General features: G+C 70.3%; 18 protein-coding genes and 4 pseudogenes. 10 read left to right on the forward strand and 12 right to left on the reverse strand.

Annotation, left to right across the window (positions count from 1 at the left end; translation table 11 throughout):
• Position 1: 1 nt before the first annotated feature.
• Both HFP48_RS30715 and HFP48_RS30720 read right to left on the reverse strand, forming a co-directional pair.
• A complete protein-coding gene (locus HFP48_RS30715) occupies positions 2-1,390 on the reverse strand; it encodes a DUF6777 domain-containing protein (RefSeq protein WP_246872676.1) in 1,389 nt (462 codons plus the stop codon).
• Between the two features lie 604 nt (positions 1,391-1,994).
• Positions 1,995-3,695, reverse strand: a complete 1,701-nt coding sequence (locus HFP48_RS30720; RefSeq protein WP_246872678.1) for an ABC transporter ATP-binding protein — start codon at positions 3,693-3,695, stop codon at positions 1,995-1,997.
• Positions 3,696-4,340: 645 nt separating this feature from the next.
• Between HFP48_RS30720 and HFP48_RS30725 the strand changes: the two genes are divergently transcribed.
• Positions 4,341-4,715 carry a hypothetical protein gene (locus HFP48_RS30725; protein WP_168581179.1) on the forward strand — a complete coding sequence of 125 codons (375 nt, stop codon included), beginning with the start codon at positions 4,341-4,343 and terminating at the stop codon, positions 4,713-4,715.
• 19 nt (positions 4,716-4,734) lie between these two features.
• Here the strand turns inward: HFP48_RS30725 and HFP48_RS30730 are convergent, their stop codons facing one another.
• The 6 genes from HFP48_RS30730 to HFP48_RS30755 form a co-directional block, all read right to left on the reverse strand.
• Positions 4,735-5,319, reverse strand: a complete 585-nt coding sequence (locus HFP48_RS30730) for a hypothetical protein (RefSeq protein ID WP_140189225.1) — start codon at positions 5,317-5,319, stop codon at positions 4,735-4,737.
• Between the two features lie 118 nt (positions 5,320-5,437).
• Complete coding sequence (locus HFP48_RS30735; RefSeq protein ID WP_168581051.1) at positions 5,438-6,058, reverse strand: DUF1109 domain-containing protein; 621 nt, start codon at positions 6,056-6,058, stop codon at positions 5,438-5,440.
• Positions 6,059-6,164: 106 nt separating this feature from the next.
• Complete coding sequence (locus HFP48_RS30740; RefSeq protein ID WP_168581052.1) at positions 6,165-8,486, reverse strand: TniQ family protein; 2,322 nt, start codon at positions 8,484-8,486, stop codon at positions 6,165-6,167.
• Positions 8,483-9,583, reverse strand: coding sequence for a TniB family NTP-binding protein (locus tag HFP48_RS30745; RefSeq protein WP_168581053.1), 1,101 nt, complete (start codon positions 9,581-9,583; stop codon positions 8,483-8,485). The genes HFP48_RS30740 and HFP48_RS30745 overlap by 4 nt, the downstream gene beginning before the upstream one ends.
• Positions 9,580-11,724 (reverse strand): DDE-type integrase/transposase/recombinase, encoded by a 2,145-nt coding sequence (locus tag HFP48_RS30750; protein ID WP_168581054.1) that lies wholly within the window; start codon positions 11,722-11,724, stop codon positions 9,580-9,582. Before HFP48_RS30750 ends, HFP48_RS30745 begins: the two co-directional genes overlap by 4 nt.
• Positions 11,721-12,461 (reverse strand): TnsA-like heteromeric transposase endonuclease subunit, encoded by a 741-nt coding sequence (locus HFP48_RS30755; RefSeq protein WP_084648752.1) that lies wholly within the window; start codon positions 12,459-12,461, stop codon positions 11,721-11,723. The genes HFP48_RS30750 and HFP48_RS30755 overlap by 4 nt, the downstream gene beginning before the upstream one ends.
• A 438-nt stretch (positions 12,462-12,899) precedes the next feature.
• Here HFP48_RS30755 and HFP48_RS30760 point away from each other — a divergent pair, with 438 nt between their 5' ends.
• From HFP48_RS30760 to HFP48_RS30785, 7 genes and pseudogenes are all read left to right on the forward strand, one after another.
• The gene (locus HFP48_RS30760; protein ID WP_168581055.1) at positions 12,900-13,421 is read left to right on the forward strand and encodes a hypothetical protein; all 522 of its coding nucleotides are present in this window, start codon (positions 12,900-12,902) and stop codon (positions 13,419-13,421) included.
• Between the two features lie 141 nt (positions 13,422-13,562).
• Positions 13,563-13,874 carry a hypothetical protein gene (locus HFP48_RS30765; RefSeq protein ID WP_168581056.1) on the forward strand — a complete coding sequence of 104 codons (312 nt, stop codon included), beginning with the start codon at positions 13,563-13,565 and terminating at the stop codon, positions 13,872-13,874.
• Between the two features lie 186 nt (positions 13,875-14,060).
• Complete coding sequence (locus HFP48_RS30770) at positions 14,061-14,921, forward strand: hypothetical protein (protein ID WP_168581057.1); 861 nt, start codon at positions 14,061-14,063, stop codon at positions 14,919-14,921.
• A 189-nt stretch (positions 14,922-15,110) separates the two neighbouring features.
• Positions 15,111-16,302, forward strand: a pseudogene (locus HFP48_RS30775) (lipase family protein).
• Between the two features lie 970 nt (positions 16,303-17,272).
• Positions 17,273-17,491 carry a hypothetical protein gene (locus HFP48_RS31955; RefSeq protein ID WP_168580681.1) on the forward strand — a complete coding sequence of 73 codons (219 nt, stop codon included), beginning with the start codon at positions 17,273-17,275 and terminating at the stop codon, positions 17,489-17,491.
• A gap of 6 nt (positions 17,492-17,497) precedes the next feature.
• A pseudogene (locus HFP48_RS32240) lies at positions 17,498-18,076 on the forward strand (globin domain-containing protein); the annotation flags it as partial.
• A gap of 261 nt (positions 18,077-18,337) precedes the next feature.
• Positions 18,338-19,264, forward strand: a pseudogene (locus HFP48_RS30785) (IS4 family transposase); the annotation flags it as partial.
• Positions 19,265-19,658: 394 nt separating this feature from the next.
• Here the strand turns inward: HFP48_RS30785 and HFP48_RS30790 are convergent.
• On the reverse strand, positions 19,659-20,186 hold the full coding sequence (locus HFP48_RS30790; RefSeq protein ID WP_168581058.1) for a hypothetical protein: 528 nt from the start codon (positions 20,184-20,186) through the stop codon (positions 19,659-19,661).
• Between the two features lie 890 nt (positions 20,187-21,076).
• On the opposite strand from HFP48_RS30790, the gene HFP48_RS30795 reads away from it, so the two are divergent.
• Complete coding sequence (locus tag HFP48_RS30795) at positions 21,077-21,454, forward strand: hypothetical protein (protein WP_168581059.1); 378 nt, start codon at positions 21,077-21,079, stop codon at positions 21,452-21,454.
• 1,460 nt (positions 21,455-22,914) lie between these two features.
• On the opposite strand, the gene HFP48_RS30800 is transcribed toward HFP48_RS30795, so the two are convergent.
• The 3 genes from HFP48_RS30800 to HFP48_RS30810 form a co-directional block, all read right to left on the reverse strand.
• Positions 22,915-23,517, reverse strand: coding sequence for a hypothetical protein (locus tag HFP48_RS30800; RefSeq protein ID WP_168581060.1), 603 nt, complete (start codon positions 23,515-23,517; stop codon positions 22,915-22,917).
• A gap of 400 nt (positions 23,518-23,917) precedes the next feature.
• The gene (locus tag HFP48_RS30805; RefSeq protein WP_168581061.1) at positions 23,918-24,325 is read right to left on the reverse strand and encodes a hypothetical protein; all 408 of its coding nucleotides are present in this window, start codon (positions 24,323-24,325) and stop codon (positions 23,918-23,920) included.
• 491 nt (positions 24,326-24,816) lie between these two features.
• Positions 24,817-25,092, reverse strand: a complete 276-nt coding sequence (locus HFP48_RS30810) for a GlsB/YeaQ/YmgE family stress response membrane protein (RefSeq protein WP_168581062.1) — start codon at positions 25,090-25,092, stop codon at positions 24,817-24,819.
• A gap of 522 nt (positions 25,093-25,614) precedes the next feature.
• Between HFP48_RS30810 and HFP48_RS31965 the strand changes: the two are divergent.
• Positions 25,615-26,614 (forward strand): annotated as a pseudogene (locus tag HFP48_RS31965) (transposase); the annotation flags it as partial.
• Positions 26,615-26,616: the final 2 nt, after the last annotated feature.

The following is a 26,616-nucleotide window of genomic DNA, read 5'->3' on the forward strand; positions in this document are numbered from 1 at the left end:
CTCAGCCTCCGCCCACAACCTGGAACGAGCCGGACCAGTTGCCCCAGTCCTGGGACGTGACCCCGTTGGCCGTCGACCCTTGGTAGGAACTGAGACCGGGAGAGATCACGATGACCACCACGCCGCCTGTCTGCTGGGAAATCACTCCCGCATGCACACCGGCCGTGCACACGCTGGAGTCGTCGGTATAGGTGCCACTGCCCCACACGGAGCCGAAGGTTCCTCCGGCCGGACAGTCGAACGACACTTGACCTCCGTCCTGACCGCGGAAAGCTTCTGCGGTCATACTCCAGTCGGCGGGCGGCAGCGCCTGGGTCGTCGGCGGCTGTGTGGGCGGGGGTGGCGCCACCGTCGTCCGCGGCGGTGGTGGCAGTGGCGCGACCGTGGTCCGCGGTGGCGGCGGCGCGACCGTGGTCCGCGGTGGCGGCGGCGCAAGCGTCGTCCGCGGTGGTGGTGGCGTGGTCCGTGTCGGCGTCGTCGTCGGTTGCCGCGGTGTCCCGCTGCCGACGTTGATCACCACCGGTGCCCCGGTGACCACGTTGATGACCGTCAGCTGGATGACCGGCGCCGCCGCGGGCTGCACGACGATGATCTTGTCCGGTTCGAAGCCCGGCCACCGCTGCCCGCTGTACTTCGGGGCTGCTGCGGTGGGCTGCGGCGGCAACAACGGGTTCCCGCACTGGCACCGCACCCGCGGCACACCGCGGTCGTCGACGAGCACTGCGGTCCCGGCCTGCAGTACGGACTGCACCGGGGTCGGGCGGCCATTCTCGTACCCGTGGTTCGTCACCCGGGTATCGGAACCGAGAATCACCGGCGTGAGCGACTCGACATAGGCGCGGACGTCGGTGATACCCAACACCTCCTCGAACGCGGCCCGCTGCCCCGGATTCTGCTCGAGAAAGCCGATCAGTCTCGGCTTGTCACAGACCGACAACTCGAGGGAGCCACCGTAGATTCCGGTTCGGTCGCCCGGCACGGCAATCAATCCGGGCCGGCCCGGATCCGGCGCACTGGCAGCCACCGTCGGCATCGACTCCGGCAGCGTGGTCGGCGCATCGGGAGGCACCACCGGCGGCGTCCAGGGAAACGGTCCCTCGGATGCCGCCGCCTCGAGCAACACCTCACCCTCATCCGCGTCGCCCCTCACGAACAACAGATAGCCGCCGACGAGCACACCGATCAACACGGTGGCGAGCAACCCGAACCACAGAGGCCAACGGCCACCACCCCGCGAAAGCGGAGGTGGAGGACCCGGCGGACCCGGAGGCCGCCCACCGGCGGGCGGCCATTGCTGGGCATGCGGTTGCCACTGTTGCCCCCGAGATTGCCACTCGGGCTCGTGGGATTGCCAGTGCGGACTGCCTGACGAACCCGGATCATCGCTCATGGTGCACCGCCGTCGACCATGCTGCCGGATTTTCGCTCACGATACCGGAAATCGGCTCCAGGAGATTTGCCGTCGCTGGGCCTAGCTAGCAAGACACGCCTACCTGCCCACACGCACCAGGACCGGTCGGTCCTGCGTCGCCTCCGGCGCCGAGAGTGGAGCTGTAGGGTCTCTCGGCCGCTGGCATTTTGATTAGCTGAGACCTGGGCGCTTGTCGAGTGTCTCGCGGTGAGGCCACCGTGTTCTGTCTCAATTTCCTGGCACTTCTTCAGTCTGGCGCTACCGTTTCATGGGCCGAGCCGGTGCTGGGAACGGCGATGCCGGGCCGCACCCTTCGGCAGCGGCCCGACACGACGTAGCCCGTCGAAATTGTTCCGAGACCGCGGGAGGTCGTGGTGTACGACCATCTATCACCGAATCCGGCCAGACTCCGGTGACTGCGTGGTGTCAGCCGCCGCCACTGCGGTCACCACCTGGCGCGTTCAGAACGGGTCGGCTGCGGCGGAGCCCGACCCGTGTGCGGCGGCATTGGAATTGGCGCGCCTGACCATCAACCTCGGCCCGTGACCCCGGTTCTCTATGGCGGTGGGATACAACGGATGGTTCAGTTGGGGGTACCGATCAGTTGGTGGTGCGCGAGTTCGCGGTAGAGCTCACTGGTACCGAGCAGTTCGTTGTGGGTACCCACCGCCCGGACCTTCCCCTGGTCGAGGACGATGATCTGGTCGGCGTTCTTCACCGTCGCGAGCCGGTGCGCGACGATGACGACGGTCTGGTCGGGGGCGATGGCTTCGAGTGCGGTCTGGAAGATCTCCTCGTTGCGGCTGTCGAGACTGGAAGTCGGCTCGTCCAAGAGCAGCAGCGGTGGTCGGGCGAGCAGTGCGCGTGCGATCGCCAACCGTTGCCGTTCACCCCCGGACAGGCGGATGCCGTGCTCGCCGATCTGCGTGTTCAACCCTTCGGCCTCGGTGGCGACCCGGTCGCGCAGGTTGACTGTGGCCAGGGCTGTCCAGCACTGCTCGTCCGTCACCGCCGGTGCGGCGAGGGTGAGGTTGTCGCGGACGGTGCCCGAGACCGCGGGGGCGTTCTGTTCCACATACCCGAGATGCGAGCGCAGCACGGACCGCGGGAGGTCGGTGATGTCTGCCCCGGCAACGTCGATGCGTCCGTGATCGACCTCGTAGAACCGCTCGACCAGGGCGAGAATGGTGGATTTGCCGGCACCGGACAGCCCGACGATCGCGGTCCGGGAGCCGCGGACGACGGCGAAGCTGACCGAGTCGAGGACCAGCTGGTCCGGACGGTACCCGAACCGAACACCATCGAACCGCAGCATCGGTGCTTCCGACGGTGCCGGGAGTTGCCGGTGCCGGATGGTGTCGGTGGCGTCCTCGGCGGAGATCTGCTGAATGTCGGTAATGCGCTGCAGGGCGCCGAGGGCGGCGGCGACGGACTGCACCGCGGTGAAGGCGGTATTCACCGGGCCCATGAACAACAACATGAACAGGATGAACGTGACCAGTTCGGCGACAGTCAGATGACCGGTGGCCACACGGTAACCACCGACGCCGAGGACGACGAGCAATGATGCGTGCCCGGTGATCTGCCGGAGTGGTTGGATCGCTGAGCCGGATCGAGCTGCGCGGACGCCTGCATCGAACGCGGATCGGACCCGGTCGCCGAGCCGGGCCTGGGCGCGGTCGGTGGCACCCGTGGCGCGGACGACGCTGATCGCCGAGAGGGTTTGGTTCAGGTCGCCGGTCAGGTCCCCGAGCCGGGACTGGGTCTCGAACGTCAACGCTCTCAGCCGCCGGGTGACCTGAAGTGACGCGGCGACCACGATCGCCACGACGAGGACGGTGACCACGGCCAGGACCGGGTCGAGCAGCATCATCGCGATCAGGGATCCGACCAGGACGAGGATCCCGCCGAGGGGTTCGACCAGGCCATCGGTGAGTGCGGCGCGCAGCAGAGTGGTGTCCGAGGCAACCCGGGAGACCAAGTCGCCGACATGGCGGCTGCGGTACTCGCTCATCGGCAACCGCAGCAGGTGGCTGATCAGCTCGGTGCGGGCAGTGAGCACCACGCTTTCCGCGGTCCGTTGCAGCAGGTAGTACTCGACGGTGCCGAGGACAGCGCCGACGGCGAGCAGTCCGACCAGTGCCCACACCAGACCATCGAGAGGGGCGCCGTCACCCACCGCGGTGATGATCCGGCCCACCAGCACCGGTTGCACCAGACTCAGTCCGCCGGCGGCCATGGACAACACCACCGCCGCTCCGAGCAACCGGCGATGCTCACGCACATACGGCCACAACACACGCACCCCGCCCCGCCCATCGGCTCCGCGTCTTCCGCGCTGCAGATCCATACGTCCCCCCAATCCCGGAAACCGGTCTCGCCATCATATTTCGGCGCGGGCGGGGAAACGCCGCAAAGGAAAAGGCCACCCCCAGGCTGTCCTCGCCCCGGCCGGACGCAGAGCGAACGTGTTGGGGGGCGATGCTGCGCGGTCACCCGGTTTGCCGACCACCGTCATCGGCCGTTGCCGCCGCGTGACGTCGGCGCCCGGCGGGACCGAGGCCGTTCCGGGCGTGGCATATATCGTGGCGATCGGCCGATACTGGAGATCATGAAGGGCGGACAACGCGGGCTGCTGCCGTTCGCGGCGGCCGCCTGTTTCCTCCTGGCTGCAGGCTGTCAGTCCACCGACGAACCGGGCGGCAGCCCCGACACCGCCTCGATCCCCTGGGACCGGGTCCCGTCGGCCCAGTCCGGCGCCGGTGCCCTGTCTCCGCAGGTCCCACGCTCACCTCTGGCGCCTACTGCCGACTCCACCATCCCCGTGCCCACCGTCCCGACCACCACCCCGGGGCCGTCCGAGGTTCCTACCAGTGCGAACGGACCGACGACGGTGACGCCGACACTCGCCGGGGTGACGGCCAGCGGTGTGCACATCGAACGGCACGACGGCTTCGACCGCATCGTCTACGTCTTCGGCGGCACTTACGCACCGCTGTGGCGGGCCGAGTACGTGGCCGAGGCAACCGAACGGGGCAAACAAACCTCGCGGCGCATCAACGGACGATCGATTCTGCAAGTTTCCTTCCTGGACACGGTCTCCTCGGCTGAGAGCGGGATCGCCGCGTACAGCGGACCGAATCCGTTGGCCGAGCCCACCGCCCACAGCGTGGTCGAGGTGTACCTGACACCGAGCTACGAGCGAGCCACCCAATCCTTCGTCGGGCTGCGCACCGAGTACCCGCGGTTCCGCGTCACGCCCCTTCCGGACCCGGCAAGAATCGCCGTCGACATTTTCGACTAGCGGGCCAGATGTCGTCGGATCACATGCATTCGGCGCGGTTGGCCACCTCGACGAACTGCGACCAGTACGGCACCCGCTGCCTGAACGTCCACTCCTGCCGTGGCATCGCCCCAACCTTCAGCTCGTTTCGCAGGTACTCGACAAGATCCGGGCCGTAGTAGATGACATCGGTCTGATACACCGAGAAGACCGGACACCCCGGTGGTGCCGGCGCCGCCGGTAGATATCGATGTCCGTAGATCGGCACCAGCGCCGGCCACTGGGCGAGATTCGTGCGAGCCGTCCGCTCGACCTCGACCGCATCTGTCGGACGTGGGCCCCACGACGCCGGCCAGAAGAGTACGGACTGATGGAGCACGTCCCACACGAAGCCGTCGACCGGCCAGTCCAGCATGCGCTTGAGCTCGGCGTCGTCGCCATCACGCCAATTCGGCCACCTTTTTCCGACGGGCATCGCCGTTGTCAGCAGATCCAGATGATCAGGGGCGAAACCCACCCCGAAACGAGCATGAACAGAATCGATCTCGGAATCGGTGAGCCCCGCCGTCAGTGTCACGCCCGCCGCTTGGAGCACCGATACTGCGACATCGCCGACCGCGCCCATGAGGTCAGTGTGTCACCGAGCCACAGCAGGGGCGAGCACGATTTCGCTGGCCTTGGGCGGTGCCGGGAGGACGCCCGCTGTCGTCGGTGACCGATCTCGCTGCGGGACAGCGGGACAGTCATGTCCGCCATACCGATACGAATTCGTACCAGGGCCCGCCGAGATGGGTCGCGGTGAAATCGTCGAAACCGGGAGGGACACCATGGGGGGAATACGCCCACCCGCTGCTCACGGTCAGTCCCAATCCGCCGTCCTCGATGAAGTAGACGACGCCGTCGTCGCCCGACATGGCGGTGCGGATGTCGAACCGGCCGATCTCGAGGTAGCTGTGGAGCGGCTCGGGATCGGCCAACAACTCGCGCGCCACCTGCTCGAACTCTGCACGTGTGTCGTCGAACGACGGTCGCGGCGCCAGCATCACCGCGGCGGCGGTGGCGAGTACGACCGCCGGTGCCGGCACGATCCACCACGACCACCGCCGGTCCGCGCCGATGACATACAAGGTCCGCACCGCCCACACCACCCCTACGACGGCGAGGATCAGCAATGCCGCGGCGCCGAACAACAACGGGTCGGCCCACCTCGAGCTTCCGTAGCGCGAGGGCCACCAGTCGTAGTAGATGCATACCAGGATCAGGACTGGAGCAACAGTAAAGGCCAGGTGGATCGGTCCGGGAGGCTTGTTCTCCTTGTCGTGGCTGATCAGCGCCCGAACGAGCCGTCCCCCGGTCCTGCCCATCCATTCACGTTAGTCGCGGTGCGACCGGGGCGCGCGCCTGCACGACCTCCTCATGTGGCGACGACGCGGCAGTCTCGCCGGGGGGTGGTTTGCTCAGCAGGGTGACTTACTCGGTCGGGCGCGCACGGCCGGCCTCGGCCGGCGGGCGAATGGGGATGCTGTACTTTTTCGCGATCCGGCCCATTTGCGGCACATCGCGCCCCACGTCACGTCCCAATTCCCGCAGTGTTCGCCGTTGGTTGACGTACTGCTTGCGGAACCATTCCGGGTCGACCGGAGGCCGACCGGTCTGCGTGGTGATGCCGTGGTGTCGTGCCAGCTGTCCCGCCACCTCCCTGCTGACTCCGATCAGCGCCCCGATCTCGGCGAGGGTGCGACGTTGAACGCAGTAGAGGTCGACGAACTGCGAACGGCTCGACGCTTCCTCGGCCGTTCTGCGGGCCGCGTATCGTCCGGTCCGCTGTGCGGCGGTGGGTGATGGGGGAGCAGGGTGTTTTTCGAGGAGGTGGCGGATCACATCGAGGGTGGTGTCGAGTTGCCGCCCGATTTCCGACAGTGCGGTGTGGTCGCGGCGGGTCAAGTCGTGGAGGGTGGCGAGGTCGACGGTGGTGGGATCGGGTCCGGGTGGATGGAGCCCGTCGAGCAGATGCGGTGGTGGGTGCCAGGAGACCGGTTCTGCGCCCAGTCCGTGGTTCTCGAGGAACCGTCGGGCCGCCTCGTCTAGACGCGGGGCCAAGGTGGGGGTGAGTGCGCGCGGAAACTCGGACAGTTTCGCACGGACGTCGTGGCCTGCAGCGAGGAACGGGGACCGGGACGCGGGGAGCCCGCTGAGTCGTTCGAACAGCACGCAGCGGGCGAAGTCCGCCTTCTGGCCGGCACCGGGCGGTGTTCCGGTTCGGCGGCAGATCTCGTCCCACAGTTCGTCGGGCAGCAGTGTGCGGTAGTCCAGGCGGCGGCGCCGGTCGTAGTCGATCGGGGGCGGCTCGGCGCTGAGGTGGTCCGCCAGCCGGGTGAGGGCGGTGAGGGTGTCGTCCCACCGAGGGGAGTTCCGCAGGCAGGCCAGCGTGCGGGTGATCCCGGCGGCGCGGACCGCCGAGGCCAGGCGGTCGGCGGCCTGGCCGACCGTGAGGGCGGTGCCCACCAGCAGCAGTGCCGCCGACAGGGCCGGTCGGACCTGCGCCGGGCTGCACGGTGGCACGGTGAACCGCAGCGACCATTCCGGCCAGAGCAGGGTGGGTATGCGGCGGGCGGCCTCATCTATGGCGGTGTCGCCTCCTGCGGGGTAGCTCGGGACGGCGGCCGCGGTGCGGTATCGCAGCTGATCGACGGCGCGGGCGAACAGCGGCCGCAGCGCGGCGAGCTGGGTGGCAGCCAGCCTCGTGCTGGTGGCGCTGCCCCAGTCGCACACGGTGCCGGCATCGACCTGCCGGCCCAGACGCCGCCCGCCGTGCACCAGCCACCGCAACGCCTCGCCGGCGTCGGTGATGTCGGGCCGATCCAGTACGGCCGCGGCCGTGGTCACCGCGACCGCCGTTGCGATTGCCCCACCGGCCGCGGCCAGCTCCGAGCCCCGGGTCGACGTCGGTGCTGGCGAAGCGGACGACAATCGGCTCCGGGTGAAGGCGTGGGCCAGGTCGGTGGGAACCCGGTCGGCGATCTCTCCGGCGGTGCCGTAGGCGAGGACGCGAGAGCCGAGGGCGTACAGATCGGCCAGCACCGCGCGGGCGGGGTGGGGGTCGTCGGCGTACACCCCGAACGTGCCCTGCCCGGCGATAAGGACATCGAGCACCAGGTGTTGGGCGCGCAGCGCCGGATGATCCGGGCGCAGTCGCAGTACCGGCGCCGACGCCAGGTCTGCTCCGCACCGGGCGAGCCCACTTCGGTGAGCGGTGTCCACATTCGGGTGTGCGCAGCGGCCCGGACTCGGCACGGCCGTACCACGGGGCCGACGATCCCGTTGAAGGTGTCCGCAGTGCGGGCAAGCGTCCACCAGTACGCAGCTGTGTTCGATGCAGGCGAACACGCACCCCAGCCGCCACAGCAGTTGCCACCGCCCGCCGGACTCGGCCAAGCAGTCCGGGCAGTATCGGGATCGGCGCCCGCGGCCCCAGGGAAATCCCACGGTGGCGCGCCCCTTGCGGCCCTCGAGCGACAGCGCGACACCGTCGTAGCGGGCCAACGTCATCGCCTCGACCGCCACGGCGGGCAGTTCCGCCGCCGCGGCGATGGCGTCCACGTCCCGTGGCGGCAGATGCACCGGCCACAGATTCGGGCGTCGAACCCGCCCGGCAGCGTTGTCGGGGTGCAGGGCGGCCTCCAGGTCACCGAACGCCGTGCCGGTGCGGTGTGCGATCGCCTCGAGCCAGGAGTCGATCGCCTCACCGGGCAGCGGGGACACCCGGATCGGCAAGGACCGCACCCCGCTCATCGTCGGCGGGTCGGCCGGGTGGTGATCCGGCGCGCCTCGAGGGCGGACGCGAGTTCTCGCCGTGCGGTCTCGGCGTCCTCGTCGTTGCTGACGGTGTCGAGCACCTCGACATCGAGGCGCTCGCGGCCGGTGACGACCGCCCGGTGGCAGCCGCGGTTGATCAACACCATCAGCGACCCGATGTGGCCGGTGCTGCGGGCGAACAGATAGTCCGACAGGTCGTCGGCGAGCATGCCGGGGTATTTGTCGGTCAGCACCAGTCCCTGCTCGATCGCCAACAGCATCGTCCGCCACTCGTGGCGGCCGGCGTCGGTGTCGACGACGAACGGCCGCATCCCCACCAGCGTGGTGCGGCGCGCCATCTGCGCCTCGGCGAACAAGCCGCGTTCGGCCAGTTTCACCCCGACGAACACCATGGTGACCGGGAACTCGTTGGAGATGTACTTGAAGTGGTTGCTGATCTCCACGCCGCTGGCGGCGTGCATGCGCAGGAAATGCAGATCATCGATCACCAACAGTCTTGTCTCGCAGGAGGTCACACAGTCCAGGGTGCGGCGGGACAGGTCGGCGCTGGTGCCGCGGGTGATCCCGGGGTGGGCGTAGAACTCAAGCATCGCCCGGTTGAACTCTTTGAGTCCGGTGTTGCCGGTCAACCCGACCCGGCACACCGGCCACCGTTGGTGGCCGTCGCGGGTGTCGGGGCCCTTGATCCGGAGCTCGCGGCGGTGAAACTGCTTGGCGAACGCCAGCACCGATGTCGTCTTGCCCAGACCGGGGTAGGCGTCGATCGCGACTGCGCCCTTGGCCTTGTCGCCGAACTGGAGGTTACTGTCGACCACGGTCGACAGCTGCTCGTGCAGGGCGGTCAGTTGCGGGGTCCGGATCGGCCCCAGATTCGCGTGCCACAGCTGCCGGAAATGGTTGTAGACCTCGCCGTCGTCCGCGCTCAGCGCCCGCAGCTGCCGGCGGGTCAACACCTGCGGCGGGACCAGGGTGGGAGCCTCGGCGAAACTGCGCCACCCCTCCTTGCGGGAGAGCGCCACGTTGCCCAGCGGCGCGTAGTCCTGCAGGCGCTGCCGGATCAGTGCGATGGTCACAGGTACTCCAGCGCATCGGCGTAGAAGTCGCCGTCGCCGGGCAGGTCTGCCTCGTCCTCGGCGTCGTCGTCCCCGATGTCGATGCCGTCCTGTGCGGCGTCGACCGCCGCCGCCGTGCCCGGACGCGTCACCGAGGTCGGCCCGGTCGCATCGTGCGGCCTGGGCGGGGGCTCGAGGTCGAGCGCCGCGTCCTCGCGCGCCAGGCGCAACGCCATCCGCCGCTCGGTCATGCTCGACCCGAGGCCGAGATTCCAGCGCTCAAGCAGGTCGGCGACCGCGATCCGGTCGTCGGGGTAGGTGTACTTCGCTCGCGCCAACCGGCGGGCGAACACCAACGCGTCCTCGCTCAGCGGCATCTGCATCGACCGGGCGTGCTCCCACTCGAGCGGGTACCACCTCCGCGAGGTCGGATCCCGCAGGTAGATCCGGGTGATGTCGTCCGGGTCGACGTGCAGCGGCCACCACCGGCCCTTGCTCTTGCCCCGGTCCGGGTACGGGCTACCGCCGTCGCGGCATCCCGGCGGCAGCTCGCCGTGGTAGCGGCGGCCGTGCACCTCGAACCCGTAGTGCTGGAGGGTGCGCCACTCCACCTCGAGGAACTCGTACCCGAGATCCGGATCGCGGGGAACCTCGATGTAGCCGGCACGGGCGATGCCGTGCTCGAACATCACCGCCGGCGACATCTTCACCGACGGCAGATGCGGATCGAGCAGGCCTTCGTGCGGCCGGTGGTGGTACACCACCGCCACCCACTCACGGATGATCGCCTCCAACTCGTCGAGGTAGAAGAACGCCTCCGACTCCGGCGCCACCCCACGCGAGTGCACGTCCGGTCCCTTGTACCCGGGCAGCGCCTGCAACAGGTCCTCCCGGAGGGTGCGGAAGAACCGCTCCACCGGCCCCTTGTCGCGGCCGGTCCGCAACCGGGCCGGCTGGATCGAGATCCCCATCCGCTGACACACACTGGTCAGATGCTCGGAGACGTAGATCTTGCCGTGGTCGATCACGATGGTCTCCGGCGCCAGCGCCGGACTCGCCGCCCCGGCCATCGGCCCGTCGACTGCTTCGACGTCGACCAGCAGTGACCGCGGGATGCCGTGTTCGGGCCACACTGCGTGCGCGGGCCAGTCCTTGCCCGCCGGACGCGGCCGGAACGCCTGATACAACGTGGCCGCGGCGTCCACCGCCTTCGTCGACACCGGCGTGAGCCGGATACCGACGACGCAGCGGGTGTACCAGTCCATCCCGACCGTCAGCTCGGCCTGCACCCACCGCAGAGTCACCGGATCCAGCGCGAACACATCTAACCGGGTGGTGTCCATCAACAGGTACTCACCCGGCCGGGTCGGGCGCAGCTTCCCGTACGGCCCGTCCGGGCGGGCTGCGATGTCCCGGTTGCGCTTGGTGCTCAACCGGAACGTCGGATGCCGCCGTTCCAACTCCTCAAGCACCCGAAACGCCGTCGCCCGCGACGGCAGCCGCACCACGCCCGCCCCGAACCGGGCCACCACCCGGGCGTTCGCGCGCTCGATCACCATCGTCCGCGACGGCCGCGACTGATCGGTGTGCTCGACCATCACCTCCAGGGCCGTCTCCACCCATCTGTCATCGGTCCTCGATGAACCTGTGCCGGAAGCAACCTCGCGGTGCACCGCCAAACCGGCCTCGCCGAACTTCTGGAACTTGCCGACCCACCGCTCGATCGTGCGAACACCGACCCCCAACTCGGCCGCTTTCGCTGCATACCGGTCCGACAACGCAACATCCACTGCATAGTGCGGGCGCGGCTCGCCGGCGCCAGCCATCAGCGGACTCCCGGACCGATACCCGGTGAGCACCTCACGCACATGGGCCGCTCGCACCGCAAGCTGCTCCCGCTCGGCCGCAGTCAGCTGGGTCAGCACCACGCTGGCGACTTCCTGATCGTCGTCGCTCGACGGGCCGGGGCCGCCCGGGATCACCCGAACACGCTCACACGCCATGAGCTCCTTCAAGGCGACACGTCGATACCGCCCGCCCGCCGTCTCCTTGACGACGACTTCGTTGCCCGCCGCGGTCGACACCATCTCCACCACCTCGACGGTCTCGCCGTCGTAGATGAACCGAGTCCCGACACCGACCCGCACACCCGCGCCGCTCACGAACCTATTCCCAGCACGCTGCGCGAACTCAGGGGTTTGCTCAAGTCGATCATGAAATGTTGCCGCCACAACAAGTGCAGGACAGCTGAGCGGACGACAGCTTCCGGCTGGTCGGGCAGGCATCGGACGGCCTCACCGAGCGTCGTACCGTGCAGGTCGAGTGATCGTAGGTCTGCCAGCACTCCCTCGTCGAACAGCCAGTCACGGCGATAGCCGGCCAGGAATCGGATACTGCTCAACTCAGGCTCCGCCGGTTCGCTGGCAATCTGGTAACGCCATCCACGTGACTCCACCACCAGTCGAGTCCACGCGAAGGTGAATGCAACCTCCGGCTTCGTCAGCAGCCGAGCGGGTTTCACGTCAACAACAATCGGACCATCATCGCGCAGCAGCAGGTAGTCCGGCACGTGCCGTCGTCTCGCGCCCGCGACGTCGGCTTCGAGCAGGAACGGCTGAGCGAGGATGCGGTGCACCGAGCGATCGAAGTCGGCCAACAGCAGTCGAGCCAACTCCAGACGCGACTCATAGATCACCAGCGCACGCTCTGTGCTGGACCAGTACGCGCCGGAATAGTGCCTCTGACCGTGATACCAACGGAACCGTCGCCACGGTATGGCGGCGTCGATCAACTCCGCCGGGGCGATCTCGTCCCAAACAGCCGTTGCCTCAACCCCATCGGCCCTACGACGGACGCGCGTCACGACAGATGTCGGACGTGGATCAAGATCAACGGCCATCAGACAACCTCGATACCGAAGCGGGCCGCACCACCACGGCCCCTCATTATCGATGATCAACCCTGCCGACCCGGCAACCGGGCATTCGGATGGGCGTGTCTCACAACGGTGGCGGATCCGCCACCGGCCCGCCACTCGCCGTGAGATTCCGCCACGGATTTCGAGACCCTACACGAGCTCCGCTGCGCTCCGCCCTGTCGAAGAGCTTTCTTTTTCCCTTCCGGCCATCCGATTGTGACCGGCGGTCCGCTGCGCGCAACCCCTGGGCGCTGCGCGGCCTGACGGCCCGGAAAATTCTCTCCTCCGCTGCGCTGCGGCGAGATTTTCCGTCCCAGAAGTTGCACTCCGCGGCCCTCATGCCGGTCGTCATCTCCTTGCCAGAAGGGCAAAAGAACGGGCGGACCCGCGCCGGTTCTCACCTCGAGCAGGAAGGTCGCCATGACCGCGCCGCAGACCCCGAGCTTTCCGTCCTTGACCACCCGCACCACCGTCCTGATCGCCGGGCAGGATCAACAGGTGCGGCTGGATGTGACCAGCGCGCTGACCGCGTCCGCGGCGGTGTTCGCCACGATCGGCGCGGTGCGGATGGTCTTCACCGACCCGGCGGTGGTCCGTGGCCTGGTGGCGGTGCTGCGTCGCCCGGCCGCCGACGGGGTGACGACGGTGCTGCCCGAGCAGTTCCTGCTGCGCCCGGACCGCTTCGCCACCGACGAGCATGTGGTGACGGTGAACTGGTCGACGGTGCCGCCGTCGAAGATCACCCCTGGTGGGGCGTTCGACCCGCAGCGTCGCCGTCACATCCATTGGGTCGACGTCGAGGCCGGGCCGCTGGTCTTCCGGTTCTTCGACCGGGCCGGTCACCGCGCCTTCGTCGCCGAACTCGCCCGCACGGTGCAGGTGGCCCGGTCGATGCTGCTGCCCGCCGACGACAAGGCCCTCGCCCTCGACGGTGGCCGCTGACCGTATGTGGGTTGTCCACAGCGGGCCCGGTTCTCCACAGGACCGGGCCCGCTGCCCGTCTCCGGCCCGGTCGTGGCCGGAGCGGCCGGGCACAGTGGCGTCCACCGAAAGGCAGCATCGACCCGAAGAAGGGACCCGCTCGTGCACACCTGGACCGTCACCTGTGATCCGGCCGTCGCGCAGGAATCCGGCACCGCCGCCACCGAAGTCGACGCCGTGATCGCCGGCGCCGCCGCGTTGCGCCGCATCACGGCCGCCACCCACCGGACCAGGCGCCCGTCGCCGTACGTGTGTCTGCGCATCGACACTCGCTTCCGGATCGGCCTGAGCGCCGGCCCCGACAGCCCGGACGGGGTGCTCGAGTGGATCGACGACTACGAACACCAGGCCACCATCGCGGCCGCGGTCGACGACTGCGTGCCCGGCCTGGGCGGCCTCGACCCGGCGTGCTGACCCACCCCGCGCGCCACCGAGGGGGCGACCATCGCCGCGGCCTCCGGCGAGGGAACGGGCGGTGTCACCCACCCCCGTACCGAAATTTGTTCGACCCATCGTTTCGTACGTAGCACATTACGTACGAAACGATACGTACGGTATAGCATCGATCGGGACTCAGGAGGCGAGCGGGAGGGCGGGGCGATGGCGGAGGGCACCAGGGGAGGGCGGCGCCGGGAGTACGCCTCGGACGCGGAGCGGGTCCGGGCCTGGCGGCAACGGCAGAAGGAGGCGGCCCGCGCCGAGCGGATCGAGGCGGCCACCCCGACCGATCCGGTCGCGGCCGTGTCCACCCTGGCCGAGGCGGTTCCGTTGCTGCGGCAGGAAGCCCAGGCCGCGCTCGCCCGGCTGAGCGAGGTGGCCGCGTCGATCACCGCGGCCACCGCGCTGTTGGCCGACCCGGCGGCGCTCGAGGCGCACCTGCGCCGGGTGCAGGCCGACGCCGACAAGGTCCGCGCCGACGCCGGCGCCGAGATCGCCGGTCTGCGTGAGCAACTCGACGCCGCCCTGGACGAGCGCGTCGACGCCGATGCGGCCGCGGCGGCCGCCGTCGCGCAGGCCGACGACGCCACCGCACAACTCGCCGCGGCCCGTCGCGAGCACCAGAGTGAACTCGACCGCCTGCGCGCCGACCACGCCGCGGCCCTGGACGCGTGGACGACCCGGTTCGAGGACTCGGAGGCGGCGCACCGTCGGCGAACCGCCGACCTCGAGGCCCTCGCCGAACAGCAACGCGACCAGCTCGCCCGGCTCCGCGCCACCGCCGACCAGGCCGCCGCCACCGCGGGCCGACTCGACGCCGACCTGGCCGCCGCCCGCGCCGAGGTCGCCGCCGAACGGGACCGCACCGAGGCCGTGCGCGCCGACCTCGCGGCCGCCCGCGCCGAGACCGCCGCGGCCCGCGCCCAGGTCGACGCCGCCCGCGACCGCGCCGACGAACTGCGCACCGAACTGCGCGAGCTCCGCGCCGCCGCCACGACCTCGAACCCCACCGGGCCGCGCTGAACCCGGGTGTGCTCCCCGTCCCGGCGCGGGTGCCAGGTGCTCGGGTCGAAACACTTGGGGGAGAACGGCTCCTGACGCCGAGCGTCTGCCCCCGGATTCCGATGTTTGACTCGCGCAATCGGTGCCGCCGGCCCGCGCCGGTCGGCTAGGGTTCCGAGCGTGCTGTTGCTCCGGCGGGAGTGGAAACTCATGTGGCGACGCGCGAGCGGATTCCTCGTGGCGGTTCTCGGTGTAGTGCTGCTCGGCACGGCGATTGCGCTGCCGGCGTCTGCGCAGCCCGCCTACCCCGTACCCGACCCCGACCCGTTCTATCTCGCCCCGGCCGACCTGGGCGCTCTCCGCCCGGGCGATATCGTGCGCACCCGCCGCATCGACACCTGGATGTACGCCGATACCGACGGGTGGCAGCTGGCCTTCCGGTCGACGAACTCGACGGGGAACCGCGATCCTCGCGGTCACGACCGTGTTGCTGCCGCGCGGGGTGGCCCACCCACCGCTCGTGTCGTACCAGGCGATCGTCACTTCCCTCGGAACCAAGTGCGCGCCCTCGCGCTCGCTGTTCAACCTGGAGCTGCAGGAGTCGCCGGGACTGTATCTCGCGCTCGAACGCGGCTGGGCCGTCTCGGTGCCGGACCACCTCGGGCCGACCGGCGCCTACGGTGCGGCCAGGCTCGGCGGGATGATCACCCTCGATGGTGTGCGTGCGGTGCAGCGCGTCGCCGAGCTGGGGCTGGCGGACAGCCCGGTGGCGCTGGCCGGGTACTCCGGGGGTGGGATGGCCAGCGCGTGGGCGGCCGCGCTGGCGCCGAGTTATGCGCCCGAACTCGACCTCGCCGCGGTGGTGGCCGGCGGTGTTCCCGCCGACCTCGAGCAGATGGCCGGGGGGCTGGGTTTCGATCCGCACCCCGGGTTCGGGCTCGCGTTCGCCGCGGCGATCGGTCTCGAACGTGAGTACCCGCACCGGTTCCCGGTCTCCTCGCAGCTGAACGAGACCGGCCTGTGGTTGCGGGACTGGGTGGCGAACGAGTGCCGCCGTTTTCTGCTGTTCCACGGGGCGTTCCGCAGTGCCGGACAGCTCGCTGCGAGCACCACCCTGTGGACGAGTGCGACCGCGCGTCAGGTGTTGCGGGAGAACAGTCTGCGCTACTTCCGGGACACCCCGACCGCGCCGCTGTATCTGTGGCACGGCACGCTCGACGGGCTGACGCCGTACGACTCGGTGGCGGAGGTGGCGCACCGGTACTGCGCTGCCGGTGCCCGTCTGACGTTCGTCCCGTACGAGATCTCCGAGCACATGACCACCGCCGTCGTCGGGTTCCCCGAGGCGTACGAGTACGTGGCGGCGCGGTTGCGGGGCGAGCCGGCCCCCATCCGCTGCTGACCCACCCGTTCCCGCGACGGCGCCGGCGTGCTGCGGCATCGAACAGCCGCGCCGGCCGGGACCGAGCGGTATCGGCAGGGGGTCGTGGACCGAGGGGCCGGGCACGCGGGAGGCCAGCCGTCCACGCAATCGCGAGCACGCGCGGGAGTCTCTCGCATCTCCGGAACACGGGCCCGCTCCCACCACAGGGGCGCCGCGGCGGGTCACCGGGGGTGATACCGAAACGGAGGTGATCGTGGGGGACGGGGTCGGAGAAAAGGCTCCGGGGTAGCCCGTCGGGGTCGACAGGTTCGCCGACCTCGGTCGCCCCCGCCGCGGCGGCTCGCCGCACTCGGTCGAAGCGGTCGATCGCCCCCGCCTAGAGCGTGAGGCACCGGGCGCTCGGGCTCCTCGGGCCGGTGTCGAGGCCCCGAATCCGGGCCACCGGTCGATGCAGGGGCTCAGCCCGGGCCGGGCTCCGCCTCACACCATGTAGAATCGGAATCGTACGGAGGTCACTAATTTTCCGAAATATGGCTTCGTCCGGACGGCGGAACGCGTGCTCGGCACCACCGAAGCATGGGAAGGGGATGGACGAGGGTCACCTCGGGAACGAACGCGGTGCGCCGGTGGCCGACCGAGCACCCGGCCCGGGCCTGCCGGCGGTACGGTCCGCACGCCGCCGGGGGGCGTGGTCGAGGTTCGGCGGCGGCGCCCATGCGGTGATGACGGCGGCCTCGACCTGCCGCGGGGCCGGGTGTGCGGGTCGGGACGGCTGCAGGTGGGGGTGCATCCGGGCGGTCGGGCGCGCCTCGTCCCGGGGAGCGGCAGCACCTTATCGGTGCGGTATGTCCGGTAGCTCTCGGGGGCATGAGCAGCCCGGCGAGGGCGCCCCGGCGGGCAGGTCGCCGGTCCCGACGTCGTAGCATGCGCCGCGACGGCCGGATCGGGACCGACCGCATGCCAGGGCAGTTCCCTGCGCTCGTTCTCGGTGCGTCCTTCACGGGTCGGGGTGTCCGACCGGATCAGCCAAGGAGCCGCCGCCATCCTGTCCCCGACCTCGCGCCCGATCGTCGCAGCGACCTTGCCGGTGCTCGGCGCGCACCTGCCCGAGATCTCCGAGAGGTTCTACCGCCGATTGTTCGCCGCGGTCCCGGCGCTGCGCACCGATCTGTTCAATCGCGCCAATCAGCACAGCCGCACCCAGTAACAGGCCCTGGCCAGTGCGGTCGCCGCCTTCGCCACGCTCCTCGCCACCGACGAGCACCCCGACCTCGATGCGATCATGGCCCGCATCGCCGCCAAGCACGCCTCGCTCGGGGTGCAGGCCGCCCACTACGAGATCGTGCGCACCCATCTGTTCGCGGCCGTCGCCGAGGTCCTCGGCGACGCGGTGACCCCCGCCGTCGCCGCCGCGTGGGACGAGGTCTACACCCTCATGGCCAACTCGCTCGTCGAGCAGGAATCCCGTCTGTACGACAGGGCCGGGGTGTCCGCCGGTCAGGTGTGGCGCACGGTCGTCGTCGCCGCCCGCGAGTACGACGGCGCGCATGCCACGACGCTGTTCCTGCAGCCCCTCGACGGCCAGCGGTTGCCGGCCTATCTGCCCGGCCAGTACATCTCCGTGCGGGTGCCGCTCGGCGACGGCACCGAACAGATCCGGCAGTACACCCTCACCCGCGGCCGCAGGCCGCACGAGTGGGCGCTGTCGGTCAAACGGGTGCCGAACGGGTATGTCTCACCCATCCTCGCCGACCGGGTCGGCGCCGGTGAGCATCTCGTGGTCTCCCACCCCTTCGGCAGCCTGGTGATCGGAGCCGGCCACGCCCCGCTGCTGCTCATCGCCGCCGGGATCGGGATCACCAATACGATCGCGGCGCTGCAGTACCTGCTCGCCCACGATCCCGATCGGCAGGTGACCGTCCTGCAGGTGGACCATTCGCCCTACGAACACGTGCGCCGCGTCGAGTTCAGCGACCTGGTCGACAGGTTGCCCGGCGCCCGACTGCACCTGCGGTACACCGAGTTCGACGGTGTCCACGACGACGGCCGCAACAAGTCCGGGATCTTCCAGGCACGTGTACGACTCGGCGCACAGCCAGTGGCCGCCCTGTTCGAGCGAGTCGCCAAGCCCGTCGGAGGCGAGCAGACACCCGGCGTGTGGCTGGCGGGCCGTCGGCTGGTCGCCCTCGATGGAATGTGCCTCGATGTCGCCGACACGCCCGTGAACCACGAGCACTTCGGCCGCCCGGGTGTGATCAAGGGCGAGCAGGCAGCCTTTCCCCAGGCTCGGGTCGTCGCATTGGCCGAGTGCGGCACCCACGTTGTGTTCGCCGCCGAGGTCGGCACCTACACCCAGTCCGAAACGGCACTCGCCGACAGGCTCCTGGACAGGCTCGAGCCGGGAATGCTGCTCACCGCCGACCGCGGGTTCTTCTCCTACGCCCTGTGGCGCAGCGCCACCGCCACCGGCGCGGACTTGTTGTGGCGCATCCGCACCGACAGGTCCGCGCCGAAGCCGGTCCATGTCGAGGATCTTCCCGACGGGTCCTGGCTGGCCGACCTGCGTCAGACCCACTCGGCCGCGGCTCGACGTGCCGAACCGATGCGCGTGCGCGTCATCGATTACACCGTCGACGACGGCCGCGAGAACCCCACGAGCTACCGTCTGTTCACGACCCTGCTCGATCCCGCCGCGGTGTCCGCCACCGACCTGGCCGCGGCCTACTCCCAGCGCTGGGAGATCGAGTTGGTCTTCGACGAACTCAAAACCCACCAGCGCGGGCCACGCACCGTGCTCCGATCGAAGTCCCCCGACCTGGTGCTCCAGGAGATCTGGGGCCACCTGTGCTGCCACTACGCCATCCGATCCTTGATGGCCGAGGCCGCTGCCCACTCCGGACACGACCCCGATCGGATCAGCTTCGTCGCCGCGCTCCGGATCACCCGCCGGACCCTCGCCCACCCGGGGTCTTTTCCCCCTGACCGACACGGTAGCGACAGCCCCGGCTGGCTCCAGTTCCTCCGCCGACTCCTCGACCGGCTCAACCCCGCCCGTCGTCGTCGATCAGCACCCCGGGTGATCAAGCGCAAGTACCTCGAGTGGCGGCTGGGGCGGGTTTCTGCTGTCCGGGCCTGAGGGCGAGGTGGGTGTTCACCGGGACAACTGCGACAGTTCTTGGCCCTCGCGCGCGGGAGGTGCGCTGGCAAGCGCGGAGGCCCACGGTGCCCGGTGTCGGCTCACCGTCGACGACACCGGCCCCGGTTCGCACTGCCGCCGGTCCCTGCCGGGCAGCGGTGCGGCAGGTGCCGCTGGCTCCAGACCGACCCCCCGCTCGGCCACCCCCGGCGGCCGGCCCGGGAGGCAGGTCAGGGGCTCATTGCAGGGCGTGGCGGGCCGCGGAGAACACCGGACTGCTCACCGAGGTGACGAGCGCGACGTGCGCCCGGGTCAACTCGCCGATCCAGCCGGGTCCGCCGAGGGTGCCGACCCGCTCCTCCAGTGCGAGCAGGGTGCGCAGGGTGTTCTCGTAGGTGTCGAGGGTCAGAGTGCCGGTCAGCTTGGCGGTCGCCAGAAGATTGTCGTTGACGGCGCGGAACTGCCCGGCCGCGTCCGCGACGGTCGCGGCGAGACCGGTCTCGGGTCCGGGTTCGGGTTCGGTGCCGGCCTCGGTCTCGGTGCCGGATACGACGAGCGCGGCCGCGATTTCGGTGGCCTCGCTCGCGGCGTCGGCGGCGCGCTCGAGTTCGCCGACCTCGTCGGGGGCGGTCGGGGGCGCGCTGACCGGCGGCGTGGTCGCGGCCGTCCGGGGTGCGGCCGACGACCGCGAAGCCTTGGGGTTCTCGGGTGTCGCCGGCGACGACTGGGGAGTCTTGGGGTTCTCGGGTGTGGCGGGGGACGTCATCGGTCTCCTCCGGTGGGTCGCGTGGGGGTCACGGACACCGTCGACGGTAGCAAGCCCCCCTCCCGGGGCACAGGGTTACCTAAGGACACAGGAAACAGCTCGAGGTGCCGGGGAGGGCGGTAGTGCCCGAGCGTCGGCGCAGCACAGGGGTCTGCTCGGGGCTTGCGGGGTGCCGCCGGTGGGGTTGTGGCCCGGGCTCGGACCGGCAGCGGGCGCACGCGGAGCCCCCACGTCCCTGCGCGGCTTCTGCACCCCTGATCGGCGGCGCCTCGGCCGTTGCGCGGCAGGCCACCGGGCTGCGTCGGGAACTCCGGTGACCGGCTCGGTCGGCAACGGATCGATGCCGGGCACCGCGGCACGAGCGTGCCTGCCGTCCGGGAGGCCGTGCTGCCAACACCGTCGAGTACGCCTGTGCGTAGCAGGGCGGCGATGCCGCCGGTGCGGAGTCCGCGCCGTACCGCGCCGAGCCGGGCGCGCCGACCGTCGTCGTCGCCGACCCGGTGGCGCCCGCCGCCCCCACGGTCCGTATCCGCTTCTCGGCGGCGGACATCGAGGGAGACCGTGACCGGGCGGACGCCGGGGGCCCTGCCCGAGGTGGGCACGACACCGTCGCTCCACCGGGACGGGCGCAGGCCCGGCCGCCGCTGCGCCGACGGTGCCGCCCGTGGTCGGGACACCACCGGTACCTGTTCCGACACGGCAGAGGCGACCTGCGGTCAGGACGGCTCACCCGAGCACGCTCGCACCGGCGGCTGCGACGTCAGGTGCGCGCCCGCGGGCCGCGCCGCCGGGCCGCCGGGCCGCTTCGGTGGCGGATAGCTCCACCGCACGCACGGCGGTAGGAAGCGAGTGTGCCCCACGCGCATGGCGCCGCCCGTAGCATCGGCCGGGTGGGACTGCTCACACTTCCCGGAGTGATGGCACGGTTCGGGTACGGGCTGATCCGGCTTCCGCTCCAACTGGTCGACGACCTCGTGTTGTCCCGCGCCCTCGGCGCCGACGACCCGATCCGGCTCGCGTTCGACCGGGCGCTGATCGGCAGCGACCGGCTCGCCGCCCGCCTGCTGCACGACCCCACCTGTGCGCTGCGCGCCGCCAACCTGGGCGAGCGCCGCACCGCGATCCAGTTGTCCATCGTGCGACACCAGCGGTGCCTCCAGCACGAAACCGACGCGCTCCTGGCGCGGCACCGGGCACTGTTCCGGGAGAAACAACTACGCGACTACCGGTCCCGGATGAGCGATCCCGCACCCGAGAACGAGCCGTGACCCGAATCGTCGACGAAACACCTGTCCTGGCGTGGACCACCGAACCGGCCCCCTCGTCGACCCCCCCGTACGCAGCACTATCCGGCACTGCGGGCGAGGAACCGGGACCCCGGGGCTCGAGCGAGGATGCTCAGCTCACCCCGATACCGCGACCGAACGTCACGCTCGCCCACCCGAGGAACGCGTCGAACGCGATGTCCCGATCGATTCCGGCAGACATCGGGCTCTCCCTCACGTCGAAGTTCCCGACCCGACCTCAGGGTATTGTTCCGAAACACCGTGCCGTCAGGGTAATTCGGATGAATGTCGCGGACGGGAGGTCTCGGGTGGTGGCGCCGGCCACGGTTGCGAACCCGCACCGCCTCGGCCGCGGCGCGTCTTCGGCCACGCCCCCTGCTCGGCTCGGAGTTCCCCTCCGGCGAGGGGATACCGGGCCGGACACCCCTGGGTGCGGGTGGCGCGGTGCCGCCGCGCGGTACAGACCATCGCTCCGCCATCCCGGCGGGCGATGGCCGACGGCCCCGCGAGCACGACCGTCCTTCGGGCGGCCGGATTCGGCGGGAAGAGAAGGTGTCGGCACCCGTCGACGGCGGGTCGCTGCGGACGAGGGCCCGGCAGGGGGACCGCACCCGCACGGGTATGCTGGGGCTGCACCGGTGGGGACACTGGGTGCAGAAACTGCCACAGCCCGCCTCATCTCCCCCCGCAGGTGGGGCTGTGGACTCGGGTGAAGTGCCCGAGGCGGATGCCCTGCCCGACCCCCCGGGGCAGGGCATCCGTGTCTGTTCGTGCCGGTCTGCGGTGGACGCTCGGCTGCGGTGATCCCCGGGGCTTCACGGCGGCCGGCGCTACCCCTCGCTGCTGTCAGTTCCGGCCGCCGCGAAGACCCGGGATCGCCGCGTCCGCCCGTTCCTCGGACCGAACGGTTCGTACTCGGGCGCGCTCGGGCGCGGCGGACCCGGCCTGCAGTCTACCGGATAACGGGCCGATTGGTATTTTTTGTCCTTCCGGGTCGGTCACCGGCTTTCCGTATCCCTGCGTGCCTGCGCCGTGCCCGCCGGTGCCGGCGCGAGGAGCGCTGTGCGCAGCGGGGACCGGGCCCCGTGTGTGCCCGGGGTCGGCAAAGATACGACGGACCGCACCGCTGCTGGGGTGGCCCGTCGAATCGTGTGCGTCACCGGCTGCACGGGCACCGTTGTCCGGCCGTGAAGCAGCAGGCGGGTGGCGGCGCAGGGAAGCGTTCCTCAGCCGCGAACGCAGGTTTCCCGCTGTCGTCTGCCGCCTCAGGATCGCGGACCACTGCTCACCGGTCACCCGACGGCGGCGGGGCAGCGGAGCCGGGGGCGACGCCATCTGGGCGAGTGCCGGTGGTGCTGACCCGCCCGACCGGGGGAGGCGGTCGAGCGGCGGCGGGTGATCGTCGGTGCTGGCCGTCCCCGGCGGGGGTGGGTGCGGCCGGGTCAGGCGGCGGCGTCGGAGGAGTCGGTGTGGGTGTCGGGCAGGGCATCGAGGATGTCGCCGGTGTGCTCGTCGATCGTGCCGTAGGTGATCGCGGCGATCACGAAGTCGTCCCCGAACGAGGTGGAGGCCACCACGGTGGGGCCGTAGTCCGACCATCCCCATTTGGTGCCCACCGTGCCCGGCACGAGAAAGGTGCCCCAGTCCTGGACGGTGCCGTCAGCGGCGACCGGTGCGGCGGTGCTCATCCAGTCCAGGATCGGACTTGCCGGATCGATGGTCTTCTTCGCTTCGAGGAATGCGGCCGTGTCCGCGGTGCTCGTCGTCGAGATGCCCCACCTGTGGTCTCCGTGGGTGCTGGACAGCTCGAATTCTGCGGCGGTCGCGTCGATGGACTGCGGGTACTTCGCGTAGGCGAGGGAGGCGGCGTGGTCGTCGCTGTCCTGGATCATCTGCCGGGCCAATTGCCGGTCCCGGGTCGATCCGTCGCCGTGTCGGAGCATGTAGTCGGCGATGTACAGCTTCACCGTGGACAGGCCGGGACGTGCCTCGGTGTGGTTGTCGGTACCCGTCGACTGGTGGCGGTCGAGGTCGATGTAGGTCACGGCGGTGCGCGCAGGAACGTGGGCAAGATCGTCCGGAGTCGGTGAGGCGGCCGCTGCCGGGCCGGCCAGGCAGAGCGCGCCACAGGTCAACAGTGCGCACACCAGCTGCCGAACCCCTCGAATCCCTGGGCAGGTGAGGGGACGGGCTGGGGCACCGGCCCGGATCTCGGGGATGCGGGCCCGGTCCTGCACCGGCCTCATCCGGTGGGTATACCCGTTTTCGGGCGCATCGAGTCGTCCGGGGCGCCGGCCGGTGCGCGAGGGTGCGGGCGAGCAGCATGCCCCGGGGCCCGCCCCGGCCGGGTCCGTACCGGCGCGAAGACGCCCGGACCGGGACGCGGACAGGGTCCGCGGCCGAGGGTGCGCACCGGCGGCAACGGTGTGTTTCTGGGCTCCGGCCTCAGGGACAGGCGGGGGTGACCAGGTCGTAGAGGCGTTCGGCCTGTTCGGGGGTCGGTTCGGTGCCCTCGTGGGCGGCCAGCGACTGGATCCGCACGGTGACGGTCTGCTCGTCGACGCCGTTGGCCAGGTCGGTGCAGGAGGCGATGACGATCTGCTCGATGTCCTCGTCGCTGCGGTTCTGTGCCAGGTCCGAGTATCCGGTGCGGAATGCCGCGACGAAGGCGGCCAGTTTGGTCTTGTCGAAGGCGCTGTCCACTCCGGAGATGGCGGTGGTGGCCATCGCGCCCGGGCTGCCGGGCGGGCTGCCGGTGTCGGGGGAGTCGGTCGAGTCGTTGTCGCCGCAGGCCGGCACGACGCACAGCGCACCGGCGAGCAGCGCAGTCAGGAAGGGGGTCCGGTTTCTCATACGGTGCGGGTGCCACCATCGTGATCCGGCAAAACACCCGCACGAGACAAAGGTCGTGGCGGGCACCGCCGACCACGCACCCTGCCCCGGGGGTGTCACCGGAGGCGGTCTCGGTCGGACTCGAGCGGCCGGCTGCCCGCGCAGCGCGGCTCCCTCGGGCGGGAGAGATTCTCTGGCGGATCGACCCGGCGGACGGGGCGGCGGCGCGGGAGAAACGCACGGGCACACCACGGGACGCGGGATGCTGCGGGACGTCCACGGCCGGTGTGCGGTGGCCGGACTCGGCCGCGACGGGATCCGGGGCAGAGACGAGGGCCGACCGGTCCCGTGCCGACCTCGAGGTCGACGCTCGGGTAGCCCGGTTCGCCGGTGCGGCGCGCCGACCGGCCGCATCCGGCGCCGGCCGGGAGCGCAGATCGATTCTGCGGGCACGGTGGAACAGTGAGGTGCTGGCGGCGCAGACGAGGGTGCGTCCCCCTCTGCCCTGATGGTCAGTGGTGGGCGCGGCGACGGGCGAGGACGGCCTTGACAACCAACAGCAAGATGATCGCACCGAACAGGCAGGTCAGGAAGCTGAAGATCAGTCCGCCGCCTTCGACGTCCACCTCGAACAGGCTCAACAGGAATCCGCCGATGAGTCCGCCGACGACGCCGACGACGATGTTGAGAACGAGACCTTGCTGTTCGTCGGTACCCATGATCTTGCTGCCGATCCAGCCGGCCAGGCCGCCGATGACGATCCAACCGATGATGCCTAATCCGAGCATCGGACTGTCCTTTCCTTGCCACGTATCCGCGAGTGAGGTTCAGGGGCAACGGTGTTCATTCGTCGAGTCGGAGATCGTGCACGCACCCCGGGAGCCGGAGCGAGCACGGCCGCAGGCCAGGACCCCGGCGGGCAATTGCTGCTCGTCGAGGCAGGCGGGGCGAATCGGGTAATTCTCCTGCGCCCGGGGCGCGCGGCCGCGCACCGCCGGCACGCTGCCGGGCCAGGGGGACGGTGAGGGCCATGTCCTCGGTTGCGAGGGTGGGGCGGTGGGCGGTTCATGGTGGATCTCCTGGGCAGCGTTGCAGCGTTTCTCGCCGACCAGCCTTCCCGGCACACCTTATGTGTCAGCGTATCGCGCTGCGCCCCGAGAAGGTGGGGGTCTTGCCTGCGCTGCTGTGTGTTCCGGGCGGGTGGGGCGTCGGAGCCGGGGTGGGCCGACGGGGGTCGGACCGGCCCGGGAGCGGTACCCGGAGGCGCCCTGCGGCCCTCTCGATCCGGAAGGACTCGATCCGGGAGGAGGAGGCGGACACAGGTCGGGGTGAGCTGCGCCGCCTGGCTCGCCGATCCGGGCGCGCACGGGCTGCTGCGCGGATCGCTGGTACCACCATCACCGGTCCGCCGCCTGCCTGCTCTGACCCGCACCCGCACCGCGCTGACCCGCGACCGCACAGGGTGGTGCAGCGGATCGAGAAAGTCCTCGAGGACGCTGGTATCAATCTGTCCGTGGTCGCCACCGGCATCATGGGAGTGTCGGGACGGTCGATGCTCGAAGCCCTGAGCGACGAGCACCGCGATCCCGAGCCGCTCGCGGAGTCGGCCAAGGGGCGGATGCGCGTGAAGATCCCGGCGTTGATCGAGGCGACGATCGGGCAGTTCACCGACCATCACGGGTTCTTGATCGGAATGCACGTGGAGCCGATCGACCGGTACGGGCTCGCCCTCGCCGAGCTCGACGCCCGCATCGACGCCGAGATCGAGCCGTTGCGGGCAGCGCGGGAGCTGCTGTGCAGCATCCCGGGGTACTCGACCACTCTCGCCGAGATCTTTCTCGCCGCGACCGGTGGTGCGATGAGCGTGTTTCCCACCGCCGGGCATCTGGCGTCGTGGGCCGGAACCGCTCCGGGTGTCCACGAGTCCGCTGGTCGGGTGAATCGACCAAGACCCGACCCGGCATCCGATACCTCGAGGGTGCGCTGGGCACCGCCGCCCTGACGCCCGCCCGTTGGAAGGGCACGTACTTCTCGGCGAAGTACGAGCGGATCGCCGCGCACCGCGGTCCGGCCAAGGCCCTGGTCGCCGTCGAGCATGCGCCGCTCGTCGCGGCGTGGCACATGCTCCCCGGCGGGGAGTGCTACCGCGATCCCCCGGCGCCGACTACATCCGCCCGCCACACCCCCGGCCTAGACCATAGCCGGGCGATCGGTCAACTCGAATCCCTCGGCTACCGCGTCGCTCTCGAACCACGCGCAGGCGGCGCACAGTCCTGCTCGGGTCCCGCCCCCCATCGGCACACCCGGTAGGC

This window comes from Rhodococcus sp. DMU1, from assembly GCF_012272955.1.
GTDB classification, from domain to species: Bacteria; Actinomycetota; Actinomycetes; order Mycobacteriales; family Mycobacteriaceae; genus Rhodococcus; species Rhodococcus aetherivorans.

Excerpts from the sequence above, each read along its gene's own strand:
- HFP48_RS30760 (WP_168581055.1), top strand. The coding sequence starts at position 12,900 with ATGACCGCGCCGCAGACCCCGAGCTTTCCGTCCTTGACCACCCGCACC.
- HFP48_RS30730 (WP_140189225.1), bottom strand. The coding sequence starts at position 5,319 with ATGGGCGCGGTCGGCGATGTCGCAGTATCGGTGCTCCAAGCGGCGGGC.
- HFP48_RS30790 (WP_168581058.1), bottom strand. The coding sequence starts at position 20,186 with ATGACGTCCCCCGCCACACCCGAGAACCCCAAGACTCCCCAGTCGTCG.
- HFP48_RS30770 (WP_168581057.1), top strand. The coding sequence starts at position 14,061 with ATGGCGGAGGGCACCAGGGGAGGGCGGCGCCGGGAGTACGCCTCGGAC.
- HFP48_RS30810 (WP_168581062.1), bottom strand. The coding sequence starts at position 25,092 with ATGCTCGGATTAGGCATCATCGGTTGGATCGTCATCGGCGGCCTGGCC.
- HFP48_RS30740 (WP_168581052.1), bottom strand. The coding sequence starts at position 8,486 with ATGAGCGGGGTGCGGTCCTTGCCGATCCGGGTGTCCCCGCTGCCCGGT.
- HFP48_RS30715 (WP_246872676.1), bottom strand. The coding sequence starts at position 1,390 with ATGAGCGATGATCCGGGTTCGTCAGGCAGTCCGCACTGGCAATCCCAC.
- HFP48_RS30755 (WP_084648752.1), bottom strand. The coding sequence starts at position 12,461 with ATGGCCGTTGATCTTGATCCACGTCCGACATCTGTCGTGACGCGCGTC.
- HFP48_RS30735 (WP_168581051.1), bottom strand. The coding sequence starts at position 6,058 with ATGGGCAGGACCGGGGGACGGCTCGTTCGGGCGCTGATCAGCCACGAC.
- HFP48_RS30805 (WP_168581061.1), bottom strand. The coding sequence starts at position 24,325 with ATGAGAAACCGGACCCCCTTCCTGACTGCGCTGCTCGCCGGTGCGCTG.